Genomic DNA, 18,822 nt, shown 5'->3' with positions numbered 1-18,822 from the left:
CAGCTAGCAATGAACCGACCCCCAAAAGTTAGACCTAAAAATCTAGCAATTGGAGGTCGGTTTTTATATTATTCATTATTTTTCAAGTGTTGCCAATCTTAGTCTTTCTATATGCATAGCTAGATAGGCTATTTCATCCTCTGAAACCTCTTTTTGTAACTGTTCAGTTAGGATTTTAGAAATATTCTTTGCTATTTTATAAGCTAATCTATACTTTGATTTTATTTCTTTTATAAAATCATTTTTTATAGCTATATTTTGTAATACTCTTTTAATTGCAAACCTTAAATGAGTTAAGAACCTGGCATAATCTAAAGTAGTTTTGTCTATATTTACCTTGATTTCTTTCTCTATTTGTTCAACAATAGAATTTATTATATAAGTACTCTTTATTGTATTAGACAGCTTTCCGCTATTTCTAGCTGAATGAATATGTAAAGCTATAAATCCAATTTCCCCCTCAGGAATATTAACGTTAATTTCCTTTTGCATTATCTCTGAGACTTTTTCAGCCAAGGCATATTCTCTTGAATAGAGGGCTTTTATCTCCATAATAAATGGATTTTCTATGATCTCATCATTTGCCAGTCTTTTTACTGCAAAATCTAAATGATCTACCAAGGCAATATGGATTCGTTCATCCAGATCTTCATTTAACTCATTTGCAATATATGTTATCATTTTCTCACATAACATTAAAAATTCTTCATCAACAGTTTCTATTACCTGCTCAAAATTCCTTAGGTTATCTTCATCTTCAATAACAAAAACTTTTTCATATTCAGTACCCTTAGGAAGTTTATCTCCTGGCTTTTTTCCAAAGCCAATGCCTTTCCCAAAAAGTATTTTTTCTACTCCATTCATTTTTATTGAAACTATATTATTATTAAAAGATTTTACTATATCAGCTAAATCAGTAGTGATTCTCATATTCTCACCCTTTTTATTTTATGATTTTAAAAATAATGCCCCTTATTATATAAATAATACCTTAGTAGCAGTACTATTGTAAAGATGCAATTCCAAATATATACATAAAGATAACTTTAACCTGTGTAGTGAAAAAAGAGAATCCATTCTTTATTTAATCCAATTTTATATGGCAGTATCCCCCTGGGTTCTTTTTCAAGTATTTTTGATGATACTCCTCTGCTATATAAAAATTTTCCAACGGCTTAACCTCAGTTACAACTTTTTTATCATACTTTAACTGTTCATGTTCCTTGCTTTTTATTATAGTTTCTTTATCTAATTCATCTATATAGTAAATTCCTGTTCTATATTGACTTCCAAGGTCCGGTCCCTGTCTATTTAAAGTAGTTGGGTCAATTACACTCCAGAATTTTTCTAAAAGCTTTTCTAATTTCAGCTCTTTTTCATCATACCTAATATAGCATGCCTCAGTATAACCTGTATTCTTATAGCATACATCCTCGTAGCTTGGATTTGGAGTTCTTCCATTTGCATATCCAACTTCTGTTTCTAAAACTCCATCTATTCTTGAAAGGAATTCTTCAATTCCCCAAAAACAACCTCCTGCCAAAACTATTTCCTTCATTAATTATCTCTCTCCTTTATTTAAATTTTCTATTAATCATTAAAATGTAATATTATTATTGACATATCGATTCATACTTAATTATTTATTTTTATAGAAATAAGCAAATAATATTTAATAATAAGATACTACCATAACTTGCATTATAATATTAGTATTTTTCTCTATTTCATTTTTATTTAAGATAAATCCTTAGGAGAAATATGACTATATGATGTTAAAGGAGTGTAATAAAATGCGATTATTTATAGCCATAGACTTTGATAAAAATATAAAAGCTTACCTTGAAAATATAGAAGCTGAATTAAAGAATTATTGTAATAAAGGATCATTTACGAGTATAGATAACTTCCATATAACATTAGCATTTTTAGGAGAATTAGAAGAATCAACTGTTTCTGGTGTAATTAAGGCCATGGAAAATTCCGCTTCAAAATTTACACCTTTCCTCCTTACATTTGATAAAATAGGAAACTTTAATAAAGGTAATTCTAATATATTATGGATGGGAACAAGCTATAGCGAAAAGCTTACAAGTCTACATAAAAAGTTATGTATTAACCTAAAAAAGGAAGGTATAGACTATGATGAAAAGCCGCTTAAGCCCCACATAACCATAGGAAGACAAGTTATATTAAATAAAGAAATAATAGAAATTGCAAACTCACTTAATTTAGATCACCAAATGAAGATTCTAATAAATAGTATCACATTGATGGAAAGTAAAAGGATAAATAGGAAATTAACTTATGTTCCATTAGCAGAGGTAAGCTTAAAGTATTAAGAGTAAAATCATCTATTTAAAATTATTTTGGCATATATCCATAAATCAAACAATAATCATATTATTTGTGTATTGCCTTACATATAATAATATAAACTTATTTAAGGAGGATTAATGTGCTGTATTTTTGTCCTATTTATGGTGAATTATTTGAAGGTCAAGTAAGTTACAATTGGTATAGTGATTCATTTAAATTGAGATCTAATGGGGCTGATAATACAATTATTGATTTATGGAATAGTGTATCAGCGCCACCTGCTCCTGAGCTTAAATCAGTTTCAGTTGATCCTAAAACTAGTGCGCTCTTAATATTAGATATGGAGACCACTATATGTAAGAGTCCTCGCTGCACCGCATCAATTTCTAATATTAATAGTTTACTAATGCAGGCACGTAAAAATAATATGTTGGTTGTCTATAGTCTTACGCATGCAGGAAATCCGCGGGATATTACAAAGCAATTAGCTCCTATGCCAGGTGATCCTATTGTTAAATCAAATGTAGATAAGTTTTACAAAACAAATTTAGAAGAAATACTTCATAAGAAAGGTATTAAAACTGTCATAGTAACAGGCTTTGCGGCTAACGGTGCAGTACTGCACACAGCCACTAGTTCTGCCTTCCGTGGTTTCAATGTTATTGTTCCAGTGGACTGCATGTCTACTGCAAATATACTTTATTCTGAACAATACACTGCTTGGCATATGCTTAATAGCCCTGGAACCAGAGACAAGGCAGTACTAAGTAAAGTTAATCTAATTAATTTTTTACATTAGTTATCACTTCATTATGAATATAAAGAAAGCTGATAAATTAAATTGTAAATTTTAAAGTTAAACAATGCTTTACAGCTACATTAAATTTATGAGAATATCAACATAAAACACACCTCAAATATTATATTAATTTTAATATAATATTTGAGGTGTACTTCTTTAAGCTGCTAGCTTATTTTAATTACTTTTAGTTACTGCTATTTAATGCTGTATGCATTATAATTTGGAGAATCTTCCCCTACTATTCTATCCAGCTTCCAGGAATAGCCCTTTGAGCTGTCATATACAAGGAAGTACACAGCCACAACATTAGTAGTTTTTGTATTACTTCCATCTTTATAAGTTATTGTACCAAAGGCATATTTTGCATTTTCAATTCCTTTTGGTGAAGCTACTTTACTTGTTTTAAAGGTACTGGCTTCGTCAGAAGTTATTACATGATTATCAGAAAACCACAAAAATACATTTGCTCCTTCAATTTTTGCATTTACAATACTTGATATTATATAATCCTTGGATACGTCAGAGACTATAACATTGTCGGCTATTGTTTTTGATTTTTTTAACAGTTTTATTTTATCAAAGGACAATTCATAGGAATAATCTGTTGATAGTACCAGCTTTACTTCTCCTGCTGTATTTTGTCTTTTAACTGTTACATTTAAAGCTCTGCTTTGGGCATCAAAGCTTTTATCTGTTATATCCATGCTTTTAGTAAAACTGTCTTTTATATAAAAGCTCTTTCCTCCAAAAACATTTGGATTGCTTACAGTTTGATCTATAGGTTCCTTTTTAATTTGCTCAAGTAATTTATCCTTAGAAAAGTTTGGTGATAATTGTAAGGCAAAATCATCGCTGCTGTTTCTTTCAATACCAGTTATGTTCCAAGCCTCATTTTCAAAATTAAGAGAGCACTTTATTTTTCCTGAGGCTGCTATAAGTCCACTGTCAATTCCTGCATCGATAAGTACCGTTTCTTTTAAATTATCAAAATCCGGTATTCTTGAAGCTATTTTAAGTGTTTTCACATCAGCTTCATTTAGTACTTTTGTAGTATCGCCGATACTTATACTTGATTTCTTAACTCCCTCGATTATTTTACCTTCATCCATTCCTATAAGAGGTTTCACAGAAATATCTCCTGCAAGGCTTAATTTATTATTCAGCTTCCAATTTTTATTATCGTCTAACATATATTGCATTGACAAAAAGGTCTTTATCTCAATAGTTCCATTGTTTAAGGTTACAGCTGCTTTAATATCATCTTTTTTCTCGGCCTTATTTGTATTTCTCTGAGCAATACTAAAACTTTTTATATAACCTTTTTTTATTTCAAAACTTGTCCCCTTTGGAAGAGTTATTACTTTACCTATAAGATCTGACTGAATTTTTGAAGCATCTACAACTCTGCCTGAAAAATATGTATATCCAACTCCGATGGCTGCCATAAAAAGTATTACTGTAATTAAGGGTATAACCACTTTTAAATTCTTAAAGGGTTTTTTTACAGCTTCAAATATCTTTTCTCTTTTGTAATTTTTAATTTGTTCCTTAGTTATAATTGGCATCTTGGCTGTATCATGTATACTTTTTGCAGAAACTTCTTCATTAGCTTTTTCTATAAGTTTTTCTGTTTTTAAATCAGCAGCTTCTTCAAGCTTAGTTCCGCAATATGGACAAAATTTTAAGCCATTTATATTATTGAATTCACTTTTGCAGCTGTCACAAATCATTTCCTACCTCCAAGCAATAGCATTTATAAATATAAATTTGTAGTTTTTACTCAAGTTTATAGGAATATTGTAACATATTGCCTAAGGAATTGAGAATAGTAAGTTTTTAAATTCACCTGGCTAAAATTACCAGTATTATTAACTTTACATTGGTTAAGATAATGTTAGAAGTAAATAAAGATTATAACAAAGTATATAGTTGCTTCTACTGCAGTTATATATGGGAGCAATTAAGGTGTATTCCAAGGAATTTCCCTTCAATTGTTTAAATTCTATATAGTTAGGAAAAGTATTATTATGGTCGAAGCTAGTCTTTTATCATAATAATATTCCAACTTATTATATAGGGTTGTGATAACATCATATAAGTTGTTGTAATGATGTTTTGTAGCCGTGAGGTTATAACATGTCGTGTAAATATTTTATATGGTGGAGCAAACCATTATTATAAGTAGTGATTTGTGTGTATATAGTCGAAAGATTATATACATATGATAAATTATTTATATTAGTGCTAGCATAATCTTTATTTACTTTTTTTATTTTTTTGTAATATCTATGCCATAATATAAAATTATATTCAGTTGAAAATGTAAAGCAGCTTCAATAGCTGCTCAGTTAATACTCTCTAAAATTACTCTTCTTTTATAAAAACCATACCTTTTATAAAATTCTAAAACATCTTCGTTTCCTTCTGCTACTCCGATTATCTTCGTTTTTACTTGCTTGCTATTTAGCCAATCTAATGCTCTATTCATCAACTTATCTCCGAAACCATATTGACGATATTCTTTCTCAACAAAAAGAGAATCAATTTCCCCAACTAATTCTTTATTAACTGTGCATATACAATAACCAATGTTTAGGTCTTTCTCTATATCTTTAATTAAATCTATTTTTACCTTTAAATTGGTATCACTTAAAAACTTATTTTTTCTAACCTCAAACTTAAGATTTTTGAAACTATTTTGGAAATAGTTTGCATTAGCTTCGTGGTGTTTATTTAACTTTTCCCATAAAGGTTGTACAAAATCTAGTAATTCTATACTTCCAGTTACAAACTGAATATTACTCATGCTTAACTCCTTATTTATATTCAGATTAGTTTTCAATAGCTTGCAATCATTGTTAATTAATTCTTTATTATTCAACATCATTATCTTCTCCTAATCCTAAATACAATGTGTTATTTTTTTCTACTATAAATTTATTATAGCATTGCTGTTATAATCAATTAACTCAATTTTAATCTTTTCCATCTAATAAAACCACATATTATGCACTTAATCTTTCCTGAAATTAGTAATTCTATAGCACCAACCTTATTAAAGTGGAGTGTGAAATTGTGTATGTGGCTGCAGAAATTGATGGCCTTAATTTATTTCATCCTTCTGTTAACCCTCTTAACGTATCTTTGTAAAGCCAAAACTCCATCATGGGGTTCGCCGCTGTAGTTTACAGACATGTACCCACAACTTGTCAAACGGGTAACACCTGCTGCGTAAAAGATGTTAGACAATTCATCAAGTTCATCATTACTGCAGCTTAATCCTACTGTTTGCAGATACCCCTTGTGTAATCTTAACATAGATAATAGTTCTTTCCTTCTTATAGGCATTACCCAAATATTACGAAAGAGAGGTGAGGCTTTCAGTTCAGCCTTGTAGTCTATCATAATTCCATAGTCTTTTTCCGAATTTGTTATTAGCCGTTTTTCTTTTAGAATCTCTTCTGTTTTAATAAGCTCATGAGTCAAGGTAATCTGAGCCTGTACATCAATTTGCCTAGTTGCCGCAGGATACTTTGTTCCTACAGACTTTATGCTTTGTGATAGTCTATCTGCAAATTCATCAATTTCCTTAACTTTATCAGTTTCATAAAATACACATTGAGGAGAGCTGCAGTAAAGCTGATCTGTTTGACATATGTCCCGAGCCAAGCCTTGCAAGTCCTTTTCATCATGTCCATGTTTTGTAAAGTATGCAAAGCTTAGTCGATGCCCCCATTCAATTATTGGCAAGTATGGTGGTGAGAGATGTCTGATAGCAGTTATAGCCTCATCTGTTCCCCATACAACTACTGCATTTACTATCTCAACAAGCCGATTAATAACTTCTTGATTCCTAGACGAAACATCTAAAACATAAATATATGGCTTCAGTCTTGGCTCTATTTCTGCCAATCTTAATAATATCTTTGAGGATATGCCTCCTTCATTATCAGGAAGCTTTAAAATGTTTATATTACCAGTCATAAGACCTTCTATCACACTGAAAGCTGAAATCCCTAAGGCATTTCCTGCTCCTATATGCATTATTACACCAAGTGGGTAATTGCACTCTTCTATGCTGTTTCCAACTTCCTTCCATGCAAAAGGTTCCTGTCCAAGTTCCGCATGCAGCTTCCTAGTCAATTCTCCTTTACTCATGCTTTCAACTGTGACGCTTACATATTCCTCTGCAGCCCATTTCTGTATTCCCATGGACACAAGCTGCTTAACTATCTCCCTTTGATCTATTTCCTCTGCTAAAGCATGCGATGCTTCAATTACTACTTCAGGAGGCAGCTTTGGAAGCAGAAGGTCTTCTTCTATTCTTGCCTTGGCTTCGGATAATCTTTCAATAAAATCAGTTTTTGAAATGGGTTCTCCTCTGTAGATATTATCCATGTTAACTCTCCTTCATATATTCAGAAGCAGCAATAGCGCATCTTCTTGTTTTAGCAGTACCTGCTCTCCCTAGGACTTCAAAATAAGGAGTTGTAATTCCACAACCGCAGTCTTTTCCATCTCTAAGTATTGCAATATCGCCCATTATTATAGAAGATATTGGTACTGAAGAAACAAGAGGACTAATAAAGCTTAGAAAGCCAGGTTCATTATAACCTAAAGGTTCCAGAGTTTTAACATCCCGTATTATAACTCTGCTCCATATTGGTACATGCATATGATGGTTCTCACATTCCGGATAAGCCACACTGTGCTCTACTGCACTATAGAAATCACGGCAGTTTTTAGAAGGAATGCCAAGATACTGTTGAGCCATGTCATATAGCTCCTGTTTGTCTATAGCCATTTCGTCAAATTTCTTCCAACCGCCACCTGTCAGTACAACTGATCTTTTATTAAGCTTTAGCGGCTTCATTCCTGAATCCTTCATCATCTTTAAAAGCATGTATAGATAAGAAGGAAAGCCCAGTATGCGTACAGGCAGTCTCTGGCTATTAAAGCGATTAAAGGCATTTATAATTCCGAAATAATCAATTTCATACTTATTTCCTAGAGACCTTAAGGCGAATACTTTTTCCTTTGCTGGGGCAAAACGTGTCATCCCAAGTGCTACCTTCACATTGCCCATTTCATTGCCCTTTTGGGGCTCATATCCTAAAATGAGATAATTAGTAGGGATAATAGAAATAAAGCCATGATATCTTATAGCCCTAATAGCCATTTTTGTTCCTAGCTTTAAGGAGTCCTTATCAAGGAAAATCTGACTTTTCTGACCCTGAGTACCAGAAGAAGTGGCATGTATTTCAACCTCGTCCTTTTTAATGCTCAGCACTTCATGATACTTAAAAAACTGAGCGGTTATTGGGGGGATTTTTGCACAATCCTCTAAAGTTTTTATATCTGAAGCCTTAAAACCGTGTTCACTTAGAAACTTCCCATAAAATTTACAATTGTTGCTATGGTGCTCAATAGACTCTTTCATTGCCTCAACAAAGAGTTCTTGGCTGCCTTTTTGGTCATATATTTTTTTATAAGAGAATAATTTTTCCCTTGCTGTTGCCATTGTGTTTCCCCCTTTTCACCATATTTTTATCCTAAAATTAGACTATCAAGAACTTTTTTATAAGCATAAATTGTTTCTTTATCTATGAATCCAATTTTTTTGTATAGCTTTTGTGCCCCGTAATTAGTCACTCTGACATTTACCAATATTTGCTCAATACTGCAGTTTATTAAATTACCTATTGCATTATTAAGAAGCAAGCTTCCGTAACCCTTGCCTCTTTTATCACTTCTAATGTGCAATAATACTATTTCACCTAGTTTATTCTCTATATCTTGTTCGTAATAAATATACCCAACTACGTCATTTTCGACTATTGCTAGAAGTAAATGATGATTGTTTGAAACCCTGCTAACTAACTCATCTAATGTGAAGAAGACTTCTGTAGGATGAACCTGCTCCAATCCTTTTTTATACTTTGGTTCATAAAATCTTACCATAACCGAAATAGGCAGTTCTTTCTCATAAAATAAACCTTTCCTGTAAATCATAGTCTTTTTAGTAACAATAATTTTAACTAAATAAGAGCTACTATAATGATATCTATGTTATTCCTTTTCTCTTTTTAGCAAGATTACGTTATCCTCAACTTTAGGTTGAGTTCCCCATCCAGAATTTACTTGGTCCAATATTCCAACAAGCTCCCAACCTTCTTCTCCTAAAAGATTTAATTTGGCTTCCAACTGAGAATCATCACTAGCTTTAATAATTGAATCAATCCCTATTACTTTATATTCCCATTTCTTTTTCATTTTTCAATTCCCCTTAAAATTTTAAATTATCAAGCACATGTTATGAAAGTTAGCACTCTCCTCCACTCTCATCCTTATAAAATTTAAAGAAATCAACTGTTTCTTGTAATTGGAGATCATCTTTGTAAATCTCCATCTTTTTGCTTATTTCTAATGCAAAATCAATATATCCACAAGGTTTTGCTGTAATTATATTTTCGTCAATAACAACATTTTCATTTACAAAAAAGCTATTTTTAAAGTATTCTTTAAACTCTTTAAGTTCAGGTTTATCTACTGTAAATTTCTTGTCATCTAATATACCTGCCTTTGCTAACTTAACTGGAGCAGCACATATTGCTGCAATTACCTTTTTCTTTTCATTTAATCTTATCAATAGTTCATCTAAAAAGGAGTTGTTATAAATGTTCTTTGCTTCTCCCCCAGGAATAACTAACAAATCTATTTCATCTATATCTATATTTTTTAGCTGCTGAGCTGGTTTTATTATAAAACCCTCAATAGATTTAACCTCATTTTCATCAATACCAACTGCAATAATATCTCCTTTCTTTTTCATAAATAAACAAGTAAAAATTATTTCGAATTGGGCAAACCCATCATAAATTAATACATATGTAGCCATTTAATTCCACCATTCCTTACATTATTGATATTTTTAACGTTTATAATTAAAACGAAATATTTTCAACTGATCAAAATAAACTAGATTTAAAAAATATTTTATAATTAGTTAGATTAGCTTATATAACTCATTTAACCGAATTGCTAATTCTTTAGCTTTGTTAAGAGCTTTTACATCTTGATTAGCTGGTATATTATTAGTTTTTAATGACAAAATAGTTCCGATTAATTCGGCATTAATTTGCTTAAAAATAATGCTTGCCCTCGATATTGCAGGGTTAGGACCCCCATCTCCCCCACCTGTAATAATTAAAATACTATTCTTCTTTTTGAGTTTAAAGTTAAGTTCTTTTCTAACATACCGCAAAACATAAAAGTACTGTAATCTACTAGCAAAGCTTAGAAGCTTGCCCGTGAGTTCTGAAAAATGTAATGGTGAAGCTAATATAACGTTGTCAACTTCGTCAAAAAGCTGATAACAATCTTGCATTTCATCCTTAATTAAACACTTACCGTTGCGCCAACAGAATCTGCAATCTAAACAAGGACTAATATTATCAAAGTAGGTGTTAATAATTTTTACTTCTCCATCAAGATATTTTATCAACTCATTGACTAATGACATTGTATCCCCATTTTTTCTTGGCGAACCATTAATAATTAAAGTTTTCATCATATGCAACACCACCGGCTGCTTAAACTTTCTTTTACTCTAAGCCAATCAGTTTTCAACAAGTCCATATATACTACATCTTGAAAGTCACCAATTCTACAATCATAATATCCTTGTCTTATAATACCTATTTCCTTGAAACCACATTTGTTATATAAATTCTGTGATCTTTTGTTATCTATCATAGTTGTTAATTCAATTTTATTTAAATTTAAAAACCTAAACAAATAATCAATAAAATGATATAATGCATCTTTTCCAAACCCTTTTCCTTGTTCAGTTAATTCACAAATCTTTATTCCAAACTCACATTTTTGGTTTCTTTCAGACCAATCAGAATAATTTATTTCTCCTATAGGTTTCATATCTTCCTTCCTACAAATAATAAATCTTTTACTATCTGGAAACATACAGAAATTCTCTATGTCTTTCAAGATACTAATGCGAATTGCTTCTTTACTTTGAAGAGTTCCATAGGGGTGAGCAGAATGCGCCATCATTTCACCATTATTCCACCATTTATATAAATGTTCTTCATCCCCTAATTCTAGTTGTCTAATTACTATGTTCTTTCCCTCAATCATCAAAGTAACCTCCAAAATAAATTACACAAAAAAATAAAAACCTTATAACCATCACTCTTGTTGTCTAAAATTACGCCTAACGTCCCTAATCTCTTACGTTCTCCAGCCTTACAGAAGTAGCTCAAGCTCTTAGATAGCTCTTATTTTAATATTTTAGCTACTTCGTCTCGGTTAGTCTGGAGGTTGTGCGCAGCGAACGGGAATAAATTGTTATTGAAGTCCACCATCGCTAAACTTGATATTACCACTGTCTTTTATGAAGAATAGAAGAAAATTGAAAAGCATTTTTAATGGAGAATTAAGATTGAAGATTATATTCATTTTCTATATAGCTGTCCCTTTTCTTTTTGTGGTAGGTAATAATGGCAAATGAAAAAGCAATCATTAGTATTGTTGTGCAAGTTTGTATTACTATACTTTCCTTAATAACCCAAGATGAAGATAGTGTATTTACCATGGTATGAAACAAGATACATAACCAGATACTTTTGCTTTTATAGTATATTGTTGCCAATGCAAATGACATTCCAAATACCATAATAGTAAATAACCCAAAATTTAAGTTACTGTTTGCTGTTCCTTTAATGAAAAATAAAGGTAGATGCCATACTGCCCAAGTACAGGCTGTAAGTGAAGTTGCAATTCCGAAAGGAAATTGTTTTTCTAATGACGGTTGCAGGATATATCGCCAACCAAGTTCTTCTAATCCACCGTAGAAAATTATTATTGGAATACTGAAAAAACTTACGTAAAGTTTTGATCCAATTGAAACACCTTGTAAAAGAGCAGGAATTCCAAAATATATGATTAAAAATACTATCATAATACAATAATATTGAGGCTTCTGTTTAATTGCAAATGCCTCTTTTGCAAATTGCTTAATACCAGTTATTATATGTGCTTTTTTCAAAACAGCATATGCAGCAATAGGTGGTGCATTACCTCCGATTGTAAATAATATCTTTGCAATAGGTGAACCAAATTGAAAATATCCAATTTGGCATGAAACAATAATAAGCCCCCATAATATATATGTTGATAAAAACGTTACAATTAAATAATTAATAGTTGTCCGTTTATCCATATAATGCCCCCATAAATATTAATAATAACTTTGTTATACAATATTTCACTAATGTGGATCAGATCCCTTTCAAATTAATGCTCACTAGAAATTTGTACTCACTACAAAAGAACTTTAGTTAACTTTTCTTGTTGTCGACGCCTCCGAGCCCTAGATATTTCTTATCTTAGACTCGGAGGTGTAGCTTGGCTGTCTTTTCAAGCCAAGCTGAACGGAAATTTTTTGTTAGATGCTTCTTGAGCAACTGTAATTTAAGAAAATACTACTTTACCTTTAGTTGTGTTCAACATCTTGGTTTTCGCATATTAACTAATTGAATAAATCGTTCCTGTGTGGGCAAGCCTCTTTTCCTGTCCTTTTCGGGAAAGTCCTTATCAAACTCTATTGCAGCAGCCTCATTAATTTCAAAAACTGAATCTTTCAAAAAGCATCCTCTGCAGTCCGATAATGCACCTTGATATAGTTCAAGTGCTTGAAGCGGAACGGCATACATATTGTCAGAAGTTCTAATATCATAATTTTCAGCTTGAACAAAACCAAATTTGCTATAATATTTCGGGTCACCGTAAATTAAAACTGCTCTGTATCCAAATTCTTTCGCAAGTTCTTTTGTGTGTTGAATAAGCATACTTCCAATACCTTTGCCCTGATACTCTGGAAGAACTGATATTGGTCCGAAAGTAATAACATCATAACATTCACCATTATCACCTATTAATTTCGATTTTGTGTATACTATATTTGCTACAACTTTTCCATCAATATCAGCAACAAAATCTAATTTCCTTATAAACGAATTGGAATTTTTCATTATATGCAATAAATAGTGTTCAACGCATCCGGGAACATGATGATTCCAAAAAGCTTCTCTTGTTAATTCTTCAACCATCCGATAATCTAAAGGTGCTTCATTTCGTAATTTGATATTTTCCATTTTAAATAATTCACCTCAAAAATAAAAATAACTTTTTTAGTTTTTACATTTATGTGTCAGTCTTTTTAAAACAAAAAACTTTTAAGCTTTTATGCTTTTTATCAAATTTGCATCTAACGTCTCGTGTTCCGATGTCCTTGAATCTTAATCCCTTATTTCTAAATTTCATTACTCAAATGTTTTAATTAACTTTTTCTGATATGACAGAATTAGATATCAAAGGATTTTTCATAAAAACACTTACAAACAATAGAGCCATTGATAGGATAACCAATATTTTATAATCAGTTCCTATAATTATATGTCCATAACTACTTGTCATTTTATTTTGTAAATATCATTTAACGCTTCCATTGCCGGCGTTCCCGAACCTGACCATAGAGGAATACCCCTTGGCTGCGCTTGCGCCAGTGAAGGAATGTGCCTTATCAAGCCACCCACCTTTAACCTATATATAGATTATAAACCATAAATTTACACATATCTATATAAAAAAATCCACCTTTCAAGGCAGACGACAAAATTTTGTTTAAATGTTAAGTACCTACTTTATACGAAAAGATCCCCAAATAAAAAGTTACTTAAGATATAATATGTGAATATTGTGACATAAAGTATCTATTTATTGTTAAATAACTGCTCTACTCTGCTTACGAAGCTCTTATCCAAGTCTTTAGCATAATTATCAAAGTTTGTTTTGTTGACAGTTTTAGTAACTCCTTGTGTTTTTAACTTCTTGTCTAAGTCAATTAATATATACTCAAAGCCTACACCCTTATCCTCAATCATGCTGCCTCCAAAAAGATTTAATGACTTTTTATCAGAAAATATTACAGTGTAGTATGGAGAGCAGGAATTTCTATTTTCTTTTTCTATCCCAACATCAACTCTTTTTATATCACTATATTTATAAATTGTACCAGCTGGTTTCATTGGCGAGCTTACCTTTATACTGTCACTATACAAAATTGCATAGCTAGTCATTCCATAATATAAGGCTATTAATAAAGCTGGGATGTAGCAAACCTTTATTACTTTGAATACCTTTGAAATAATATCCTCAAATGCTATAAGCTTATTTAGCAGATTAAGAATAGTCTGCTCTTTTTTACTAAGTATGTCAGTATCTACAGGTTCAGCTTCTTCTATTAGCTCTGTCTGTACTTCTTTCCTTTTGAAGAACTTTTCTTTTATTTTAAATGCTGCATATATAATTAAAATCATTATCATTAAAACAGGTATAATATTTGAATTATTGGATATTAAAAGTAAATAATCTCCTCTACCAAACAACAATATCTGTAGTGCAAAGTAAGTAAATATTGTTCCAAGTGCTAATATTGTTGCAAATAGAATAGTTCCTATAAAATAAAGGATACCAATGCCCATCGTTTTTAATATTTTCATTTGTTACACTTCCTTTAAAAATTCTACAATGCTTATTCCAATGTTAATATAGAGCCTGATGTGCGAGACTTTGGAAGATTGTTCAAGAAAGCCCTTAATTCTGGTTCAATAAAAATTTGTTTATATGGAACGTCATTTATTATTTGAGTAATTTTAACCTTACTTTGCCCATAGCCAGTAATTTCGGTTCTATTACCATCTAACAATTATAAAACTATTTTATTCCCATCAGTATTTAATTCATCTACCATTTCCTCTACTTCCATAGGTTTAACAGACCTAATTAATCTTTTTACTTTTTCTTCATCTTCTATCGTTGCCAATTCTCCCTTTTTAGGAATCCCAATCCCATAATATTTGATGTGGGAAAGATTATAACGTGTATTCATATTTTTTTACTCCTTATAATCTTCTTATTGTTAATTACTGTTACGAAATAAATTATAATATTTATTTTAAAGGAATATTAAGTTCAATAATAGATTCTTCATTTTCATCAATGACTTCTACACTTATTTCATTGACAATAGTTTTAAAAGAATCAGTAATATTTTTTGTATCTTTAATTGCAACTTGAAACTTTTCTTCATTATCAAAATTTCCAATAGTCATGTGTGGTAGAAACGTTTTATCCTTTAGCCAATCTGGAAAATAGTTTTCTAAAATACCTGTATATAGTCTTTTATGAATTTCAATGATTTCTTCACAACCCTTTTGAATATTAAGAAATATATATTTTCCAAAATTATTTGTTGGTGTTATTCCATTAAGAAAAATTTCAAACGGAGTTATATTTGATAATACAGCTGATATATGTTCTTTTAGTTCGGGAGTTTTTATATCGCTGTAAAAAGGAAATACTAGAGTTATATGTGGTCTTACATGATTAGAAAGAGGGTCATATTGGTCTCTAATTTTATCAATTATCTGTCCATTATCGAATTTAGGAAATATCATAATACATCTTTTTAACATTTTAACTCACCTTTTTATTCACATTGTATTATTAATCAACGCTGCTTGCTTACGGTTTAAGCTTCTCTTATCTTTTTGCAATCCATTCCAAAGGATTTCAGTTAACGTTTCTAATTTCCTATACCGAGAAGTTTAGAAAGTTCTTTTCTTAACTTCGCAGGTATAGCTTGGCTGTCTTTTCAAGCCTAGCTGGACGGAAATTTTTTGTTATCTGATGTTTGCCCCCATCCCAAGTGGAATACCCTAGCCATTTTACTTCTTTAATGTTACAGCCCAAATATTGCCTTCTTTAACGTAATAGCATACTTCATCCAGTCCTAAAACTTGTTCTTTTTGAATTCTGTATGATATCTTTTCCAAATATTTAAGGTAATCTTGATCATCAAGATATTCACTTTGAAATACTACATATTGATCTTTGTAGCATTCCCAATTAAAATCAAGTATTTCTTTATCAACTAAATTGTATTTATTTGAAGGAAACTTTATTTTCCTTTCTTCTTTCTCAAATAAAGTTTCGTAATATTCGATATTGTAATCTAAAACAACAACAATTTGTGAATTTATAAAATTGGGGTCATAGAGCCATATTTTTAAGTAATAAGGGGTCCCCCAATTATAAGTTTTTCTTCCCAGCTTTCATAGACATCTATCATTGCGTTTAGGATAATCCTATTAAACCAATGAGGAGGATTTTTGTGTCCAACTTTATTCTTGTTTATGTGAAAAAGATTATAAAATGGAGGTATCCAAAGCTTTACATACGCCTTTTTATATTTCATAAGTGCCTCAATATCTAATTCAATGTTCTTTGCCTTCCATTTTTCTATTCTTTTTACTTTTCTCCTAAGTCCTCTTGTTTTTTTCTTTATTGATATAAAGCCCATTTTAACCTCCCTATAAATGCCCTTTATGAATACCCATATAAAACTAGGGGCAAATTTCAGCTAACGTCTCGTGTTCAAGACATTCCTGAACCCTAGCCAGACTTGGCTTGGTAAAGGAATGTGCTTAGGCTATCTTTTTAAGCCAAAGCGAACTAGAATGCATTGTTATCTGATGTACACAGCCTACAAAACTCTAAAATAAACTTTATCTCTTTATCTGTTCTTTCTTCTTCTCTTTTCTATCTTCAAGGGCTCCTAGTTCGTAATCAAGCAGCTCAATAAATGTTTTATTTATTTGTTCAAATTCATTAGTATCATGGCTCCATCGATAAATTTTAGAATCCTTTCCGAAACAATATACATCTGCATCGCCAATTATTTTCATAAAAGGAGTGAAATCACTCTCGGTCTCATTTCTAAAATCGTTAGCTTTTTTTTTTATATCCATCCATTCGGGTATATCACTTGAAAAGCCATATACTACTATACCGTATAAGAAAGACCAAAAAGGTCCAACATCATATGCTTTAGCCCTTGGCCAAATTTCTTCTTTAACCTCAACATATATACCACCTAAAGATGATATTGAAAATTCTTTAAAATCATTAGGTAGTTTATAACCTGTTTCTTTATCAAAATTTTTTATTTCATTTAAAGAAGGAGCATTCTCTCCACAAGCACAAATGTTGTACGCTCCACTTTCTAAATGTTTTTCAAGTAAATAAAAGTAATCTTTCTTTTTGTTAGAAAAAAACATACAGTCCCCCCTATATTTAATATCTTTATTCATAATAATACATGAGACATCTTGTTTGTGCCAAGTATGTCAGATAACGTTTCGTGTTGCCGACGTTCCTGAACCGGACCCCGGAGGAATACCCCTTGGCTGCGCTTGCGCAGGTGAAGGAATGTGCTTTGGCTGTCTTCTCAAGCCAAAGAGGACTTGAATGTTTTATTATGTGATGTTCTTCCTGACCCTATAGGAATACCACATATATCACTTACAGATATGCTTCTTCATTTTGAGTACTCAAATAATTTTTTTTACTTCAATTTCTAATGTTTCCCCATCAAGTTCTAATTCAACACGCTTATCCCAATTACAGCACCAATCACAAGTTATTAATAGCTTATTATTTGACCAATTATGAAATTTAATATAATCCATTTCTATTGGTGATTCTAATATCTTTTCCTTCTTAAGTGTAGAATCAAGAGTAAATATATGATAGTAATCTGATAAAATGAAATCGCCTTTTGGTGTGGCAGTTAAATTTTGATACTCTGTTTGAGATTCATATTCTATTAATTCTTCACTTATACGATTTAGCTTATATAATGAATCTGAAGTAAGAACTAAAACCGCATTATGTGCTTTAGATATCGCAACTCCTCTTGCTCCACCCCTAAATTCTCCGCACCACTCACTAAAATCTTCATTCAAAAATTTAATCCAAGTCCATTCTCCAGAATTCCATGGATTTAAAACGTCATAAACTTTTTCAAAATATCGACCCGAAACTGGTTGATTAATAATTTCTGCTCCAATAATCATTTAAACCTCCATGAAAATGATGCATTGTATTAAAACTTATAATACCCTGGCACTCTCTGATTACTATGATTTTCTTGATTGGAATACTGTTATAAAAATTTCTCCGCCATATTCTTCAAATACATCTATTATGATTTCTTTCTCTGAATACCTATTCTTAAAGCTCATTCCCCAAAATAATCTTATCATATCTGAAGCGCAGTAATCTGTTCATCTTTATTTTCATCAAACACAGTGTTTATATGAAAAAAATCTCTAATCTCATATAGATTCATCATTTTTTCGATAATAGTCTTATTATTATTGCATTCTTGCAGCAACTTTCTATAAGTTACTTCATCATACTTATCCTTAAGTATGAAACATCCATCTACTTCTATTACCTCTGGATAAAAAAACTTAGCAAACCCAAGTGCCGTCTGCAAGTCGAATTTCACATTTACATAACTCCACCATATGAAACTATCAGTATAGCTTTTTTTCATTGAGTAAATTCATTAATAATGTTTTTATCAAATAATTCCATTTTATACCTCTTTAATTATTTTGGGATTCACGTTATTAGGAGTAAGAATGTCACATAACGTTTCTCGTTCAAGGCGCCGAGAGCCTTAGATAGCTCTTTTCTTAGCTTCCCAGGTGTAGCTTGGCTGTATTTTTCAAGCCAAGCTGAACGGGAATTTTTTGTTAGCTGAAGTTCGTTAG

The 18,822-nt window shown here is 31.2% G+C and carries 25 protein-coding genes; 2 read left to right on the top strand and 23 right to left on the bottom strand.

Annotation, left to right across the window (positions count from 1 at the left end):
- Positions 1–75: 75 nt before the first annotated feature.
- Positions 76–930: a glucose PTS transporter transcription antiterminator GlcT gene (gene glcT / locus ACJDUG_RS03825; protein ID WP_406768556.1), complete on the bottom strand. Its 855-nt coding sequence runs from the start codon at positions 928–930 to the stop codon at positions 76–78.
- Positions 931–1,084: 154 nt separating this feature from the next.
- A complete protein-coding gene (msrA, locus tag ACJDUG_RS03820) occupies positions 1,085–1,558 on the bottom strand; it encodes a peptide-methionine (S)-S-oxide reductase MsrA (RefSeq protein ID WP_406768555.1) in 474 nt (157 codons plus the stop codon).
- A 235-nt stretch (positions 1,559–1,793) separates the two neighbouring features.
- Here msrA and thpR point away from each other — a divergent pair, with 235 nt between their 5' ends.
- Together thpR and ACJDUG_RS03810 are read left to right on the top strand one after the other, a co-directional pair.
- Entirely contained in the window at positions 1,794–2,342 is a 549-nt protein-coding gene (gene thpR, locus ACJDUG_RS03815) for an RNA 2',3'-cyclic phosphodiesterase (RefSeq protein ID WP_406768554.1), read from the top strand.
- Positions 2,343–2,458: 116 nt separating this feature from the next.
- Positions 2,459–3,118, top strand: a complete 660-nt coding sequence (locus tag ACJDUG_RS03810) for a cysteine hydrolase family protein (protein WP_406768553.1) — start codon at positions 2,459–2,461, stop codon at positions 3,116–3,118.
- A gap of 197 nt (positions 3,119–3,315) precedes the next feature.
- On the opposite strand, the gene ACJDUG_RS03805 is transcribed toward ACJDUG_RS03810, so the two are convergent.
- The 21 genes from ACJDUG_RS03805 to ACJDUG_RS03705 all read right to left on the bottom strand — a co-directional run bounded on the left by ACJDUG_RS03805 (position 3,316) and on the right by ACJDUG_RS03705 (position 18,602).
- Positions 3,316–4,851 carry a hypothetical protein gene (locus ACJDUG_RS03805; RefSeq protein ID WP_406768552.1) on the bottom strand — a complete coding sequence of 512 codons (1,536 nt, stop codon included), beginning with the start codon at positions 4,849–4,851 and terminating at the stop codon, positions 3,316–3,318.
- A 614-nt stretch (positions 4,852–5,465) separates the two neighbouring features.
- Positions 5,466–6,008: a GNAT family N-acetyltransferase gene (locus tag ACJDUG_RS03800; RefSeq protein ID WP_406768551.1), complete on the bottom strand. Its 543-nt coding sequence runs from the start codon at positions 6,006–6,008 to the stop codon at positions 5,466–5,468.
- 221 nt (positions 6,009–6,229) lie between these two features.
- A complete protein-coding gene (locus tag ACJDUG_RS03795) occupies positions 6,230–7,519 on the bottom strand; it encodes an acyl-CoA reductase (RefSeq protein ID WP_406768550.1) in 1,290 nt (429 codons plus the stop codon).
- Position 7,520: 1 nt separating this feature from the next.
- Positions 7,521–8,642, bottom strand: a complete 1,122-nt coding sequence (locus ACJDUG_RS03790) for a LuxE/PaaK family acyltransferase (protein ID WP_406768549.1) — start codon at positions 8,640–8,642, stop codon at positions 7,521–7,523.
- Positions 8,643–8,668: 26 nt separating this feature from the next.
- On the bottom strand, positions 8,669–9,133 hold the full coding sequence (locus tag ACJDUG_RS03785) for a GNAT family N-acetyltransferase (RefSeq protein WP_406768548.1): 465 nt from the start codon (positions 9,131–9,133) through the stop codon (positions 8,669–8,671).
- A gap of 57 nt (positions 9,134–9,190) precedes the next feature.
- Positions 9,191–9,394, bottom strand: coding sequence for a DUF4177 domain-containing protein (locus ACJDUG_RS03780; protein WP_406768547.1), 204 nt, complete (start codon positions 9,392–9,394; stop codon positions 9,191–9,193).
- Between the two features lie 49 nt (positions 9,395–9,443).
- Positions 9,444–10,019 carry a DJ-1/PfpI family protein gene (locus tag ACJDUG_RS03775; protein WP_406768546.1) on the bottom strand — a complete coding sequence of 192 codons (576 nt, stop codon included), beginning with the start codon at positions 10,017–10,019 and terminating at the stop codon, positions 9,444–9,446.
- A gap of 108 nt (positions 10,020–10,127) precedes the next feature.
- Positions 10,128–10,694 (bottom strand): flavodoxin family protein, encoded by a 567-nt coding sequence (locus ACJDUG_RS03770; protein ID WP_406768545.1) that lies wholly within the window; start codon positions 10,692–10,694, stop codon positions 10,128–10,130.
- Positions 10,691–11,275 (bottom strand): GNAT family N-acetyltransferase, encoded by a 585-nt coding sequence (locus tag ACJDUG_RS03765; protein WP_406768544.1) that lies wholly within the window; start codon positions 11,273–11,275, stop codon positions 10,691–10,693. Before ACJDUG_RS03765 ends, ACJDUG_RS03770 begins: the two co-directional genes overlap by 4 nt.
- Before the next feature lie 298 nt (positions 11,276–11,573).
- Positions 11,574–12,359 carry a CPBP family intramembrane glutamic endopeptidase gene (locus ACJDUG_RS03760; protein ID WP_406768543.1) on the bottom strand — a complete coding sequence of 262 codons (786 nt, stop codon included), beginning with the start codon at positions 12,357–12,359 and terminating at the stop codon, positions 11,574–11,576.
- Positions 12,360–12,642: 283 nt separating this feature from the next.
- Positions 12,643–13,293 carry a GNAT family N-acetyltransferase gene (locus ACJDUG_RS03755; RefSeq protein WP_406768542.1) on the bottom strand — a complete coding sequence of 217 codons (651 nt, stop codon included), beginning with the start codon at positions 13,291–13,293 and terminating at the stop codon, positions 12,643–12,645.
- 181 nt (positions 13,294–13,474) lie between these two features.
- Positions 13,475–13,615, bottom strand: a complete 141-nt coding sequence (locus ACJDUG_RS03750; protein ID WP_406768541.1) for a hypothetical protein — start codon at positions 13,613–13,615, stop codon at positions 13,475–13,477.
- A 296-nt stretch (positions 13,616–13,911) separates the two neighbouring features.
- Positions 13,912–14,700, bottom strand: coding sequence for a hypothetical protein (locus ACJDUG_RS03745; protein WP_406768540.1), 789 nt, complete (start codon positions 14,698–14,700; stop codon positions 13,912–13,914).
- A 32-nt stretch (positions 14,701–14,732) separates the two neighbouring features.
- Complete coding sequence (locus ACJDUG_RS03740; protein ID WP_406768539.1) at positions 14,733–14,906, bottom strand: hypothetical protein; 174 nt, start codon at positions 14,904–14,906, stop codon at positions 14,733–14,735.
- The gene (locus ACJDUG_RS03735) at positions 14,907–15,089 is read right to left on the bottom strand and encodes a hypothetical protein (protein WP_406768538.1); all 183 of its coding nucleotides are present in this window, start codon (positions 15,087–15,089) and stop codon (positions 14,907–14,909) included.
- Between the two features lie 61 nt (positions 15,090–15,150).
- Positions 15,151–15,675, bottom strand: coding sequence for a 2'-5' RNA ligase family protein (locus ACJDUG_RS03730; protein ID WP_406768537.1), 525 nt, complete (start codon positions 15,673–15,675; stop codon positions 15,151–15,153).
- Positions 15,676–16,268: 593 nt separating this feature from the next.
- Complete coding sequence (locus ACJDUG_RS03725) at positions 16,269–16,562, bottom strand: hypothetical protein (RefSeq protein ID WP_406768536.1); 294 nt, start codon at positions 16,560–16,562, stop codon at positions 16,269–16,271.
- A 205-nt stretch (positions 16,563–16,767) separates the two neighbouring features.
- Complete coding sequence (locus tag ACJDUG_RS03720; protein ID WP_406768535.1) at positions 16,768–17,319, bottom strand: SMI1/KNR4 family protein; 552 nt, start codon at positions 17,317–17,319, stop codon at positions 16,768–16,770.
- Positions 17,320–17,592: 273 nt separating this feature from the next.
- Positions 17,593–18,117: a hypothetical protein gene (locus tag ACJDUG_RS03715; protein ID WP_406768534.1), complete on the bottom strand. Its 525-nt coding sequence runs from the start codon at positions 18,115–18,117 to the stop codon at positions 17,593–17,595.
- Positions 18,118–18,180: 63 nt separating this feature from the next.
- Complete coding sequence (locus ACJDUG_RS03710; protein WP_406768533.1) at positions 18,181–18,306, bottom strand: hypothetical protein; 126 nt, start codon at positions 18,304–18,306, stop codon at positions 18,181–18,183.
- The gene (locus tag ACJDUG_RS03705) at positions 18,303–18,602 is read right to left on the bottom strand and encodes a hypothetical protein (RefSeq protein WP_406768532.1); all 300 of its coding nucleotides are present in this window, start codon (positions 18,600–18,602) and stop codon (positions 18,303–18,305) included. The genes ACJDUG_RS03710 and ACJDUG_RS03705 overlap by 4 nt, the downstream gene beginning before the upstream one ends.
- Positions 18,603–18,822: the final 220 nt, after the last annotated feature.

Origin of the sequence: Candidatus Clostridium stratigraminis, from assembly GCF_045310675.1 — a bacterium.
Lineage (GTDB): Bacteria > Bacillota > Clostridia > Clostridiales > Clostridiaceae > Clostridium_AT > Clostridium_AT stratigraminis.
The sequence above is the reverse complement of the archived record's forward strand: the minus strand, read 5'-3'. Positions and strand labels throughout refer to the sequence as shown.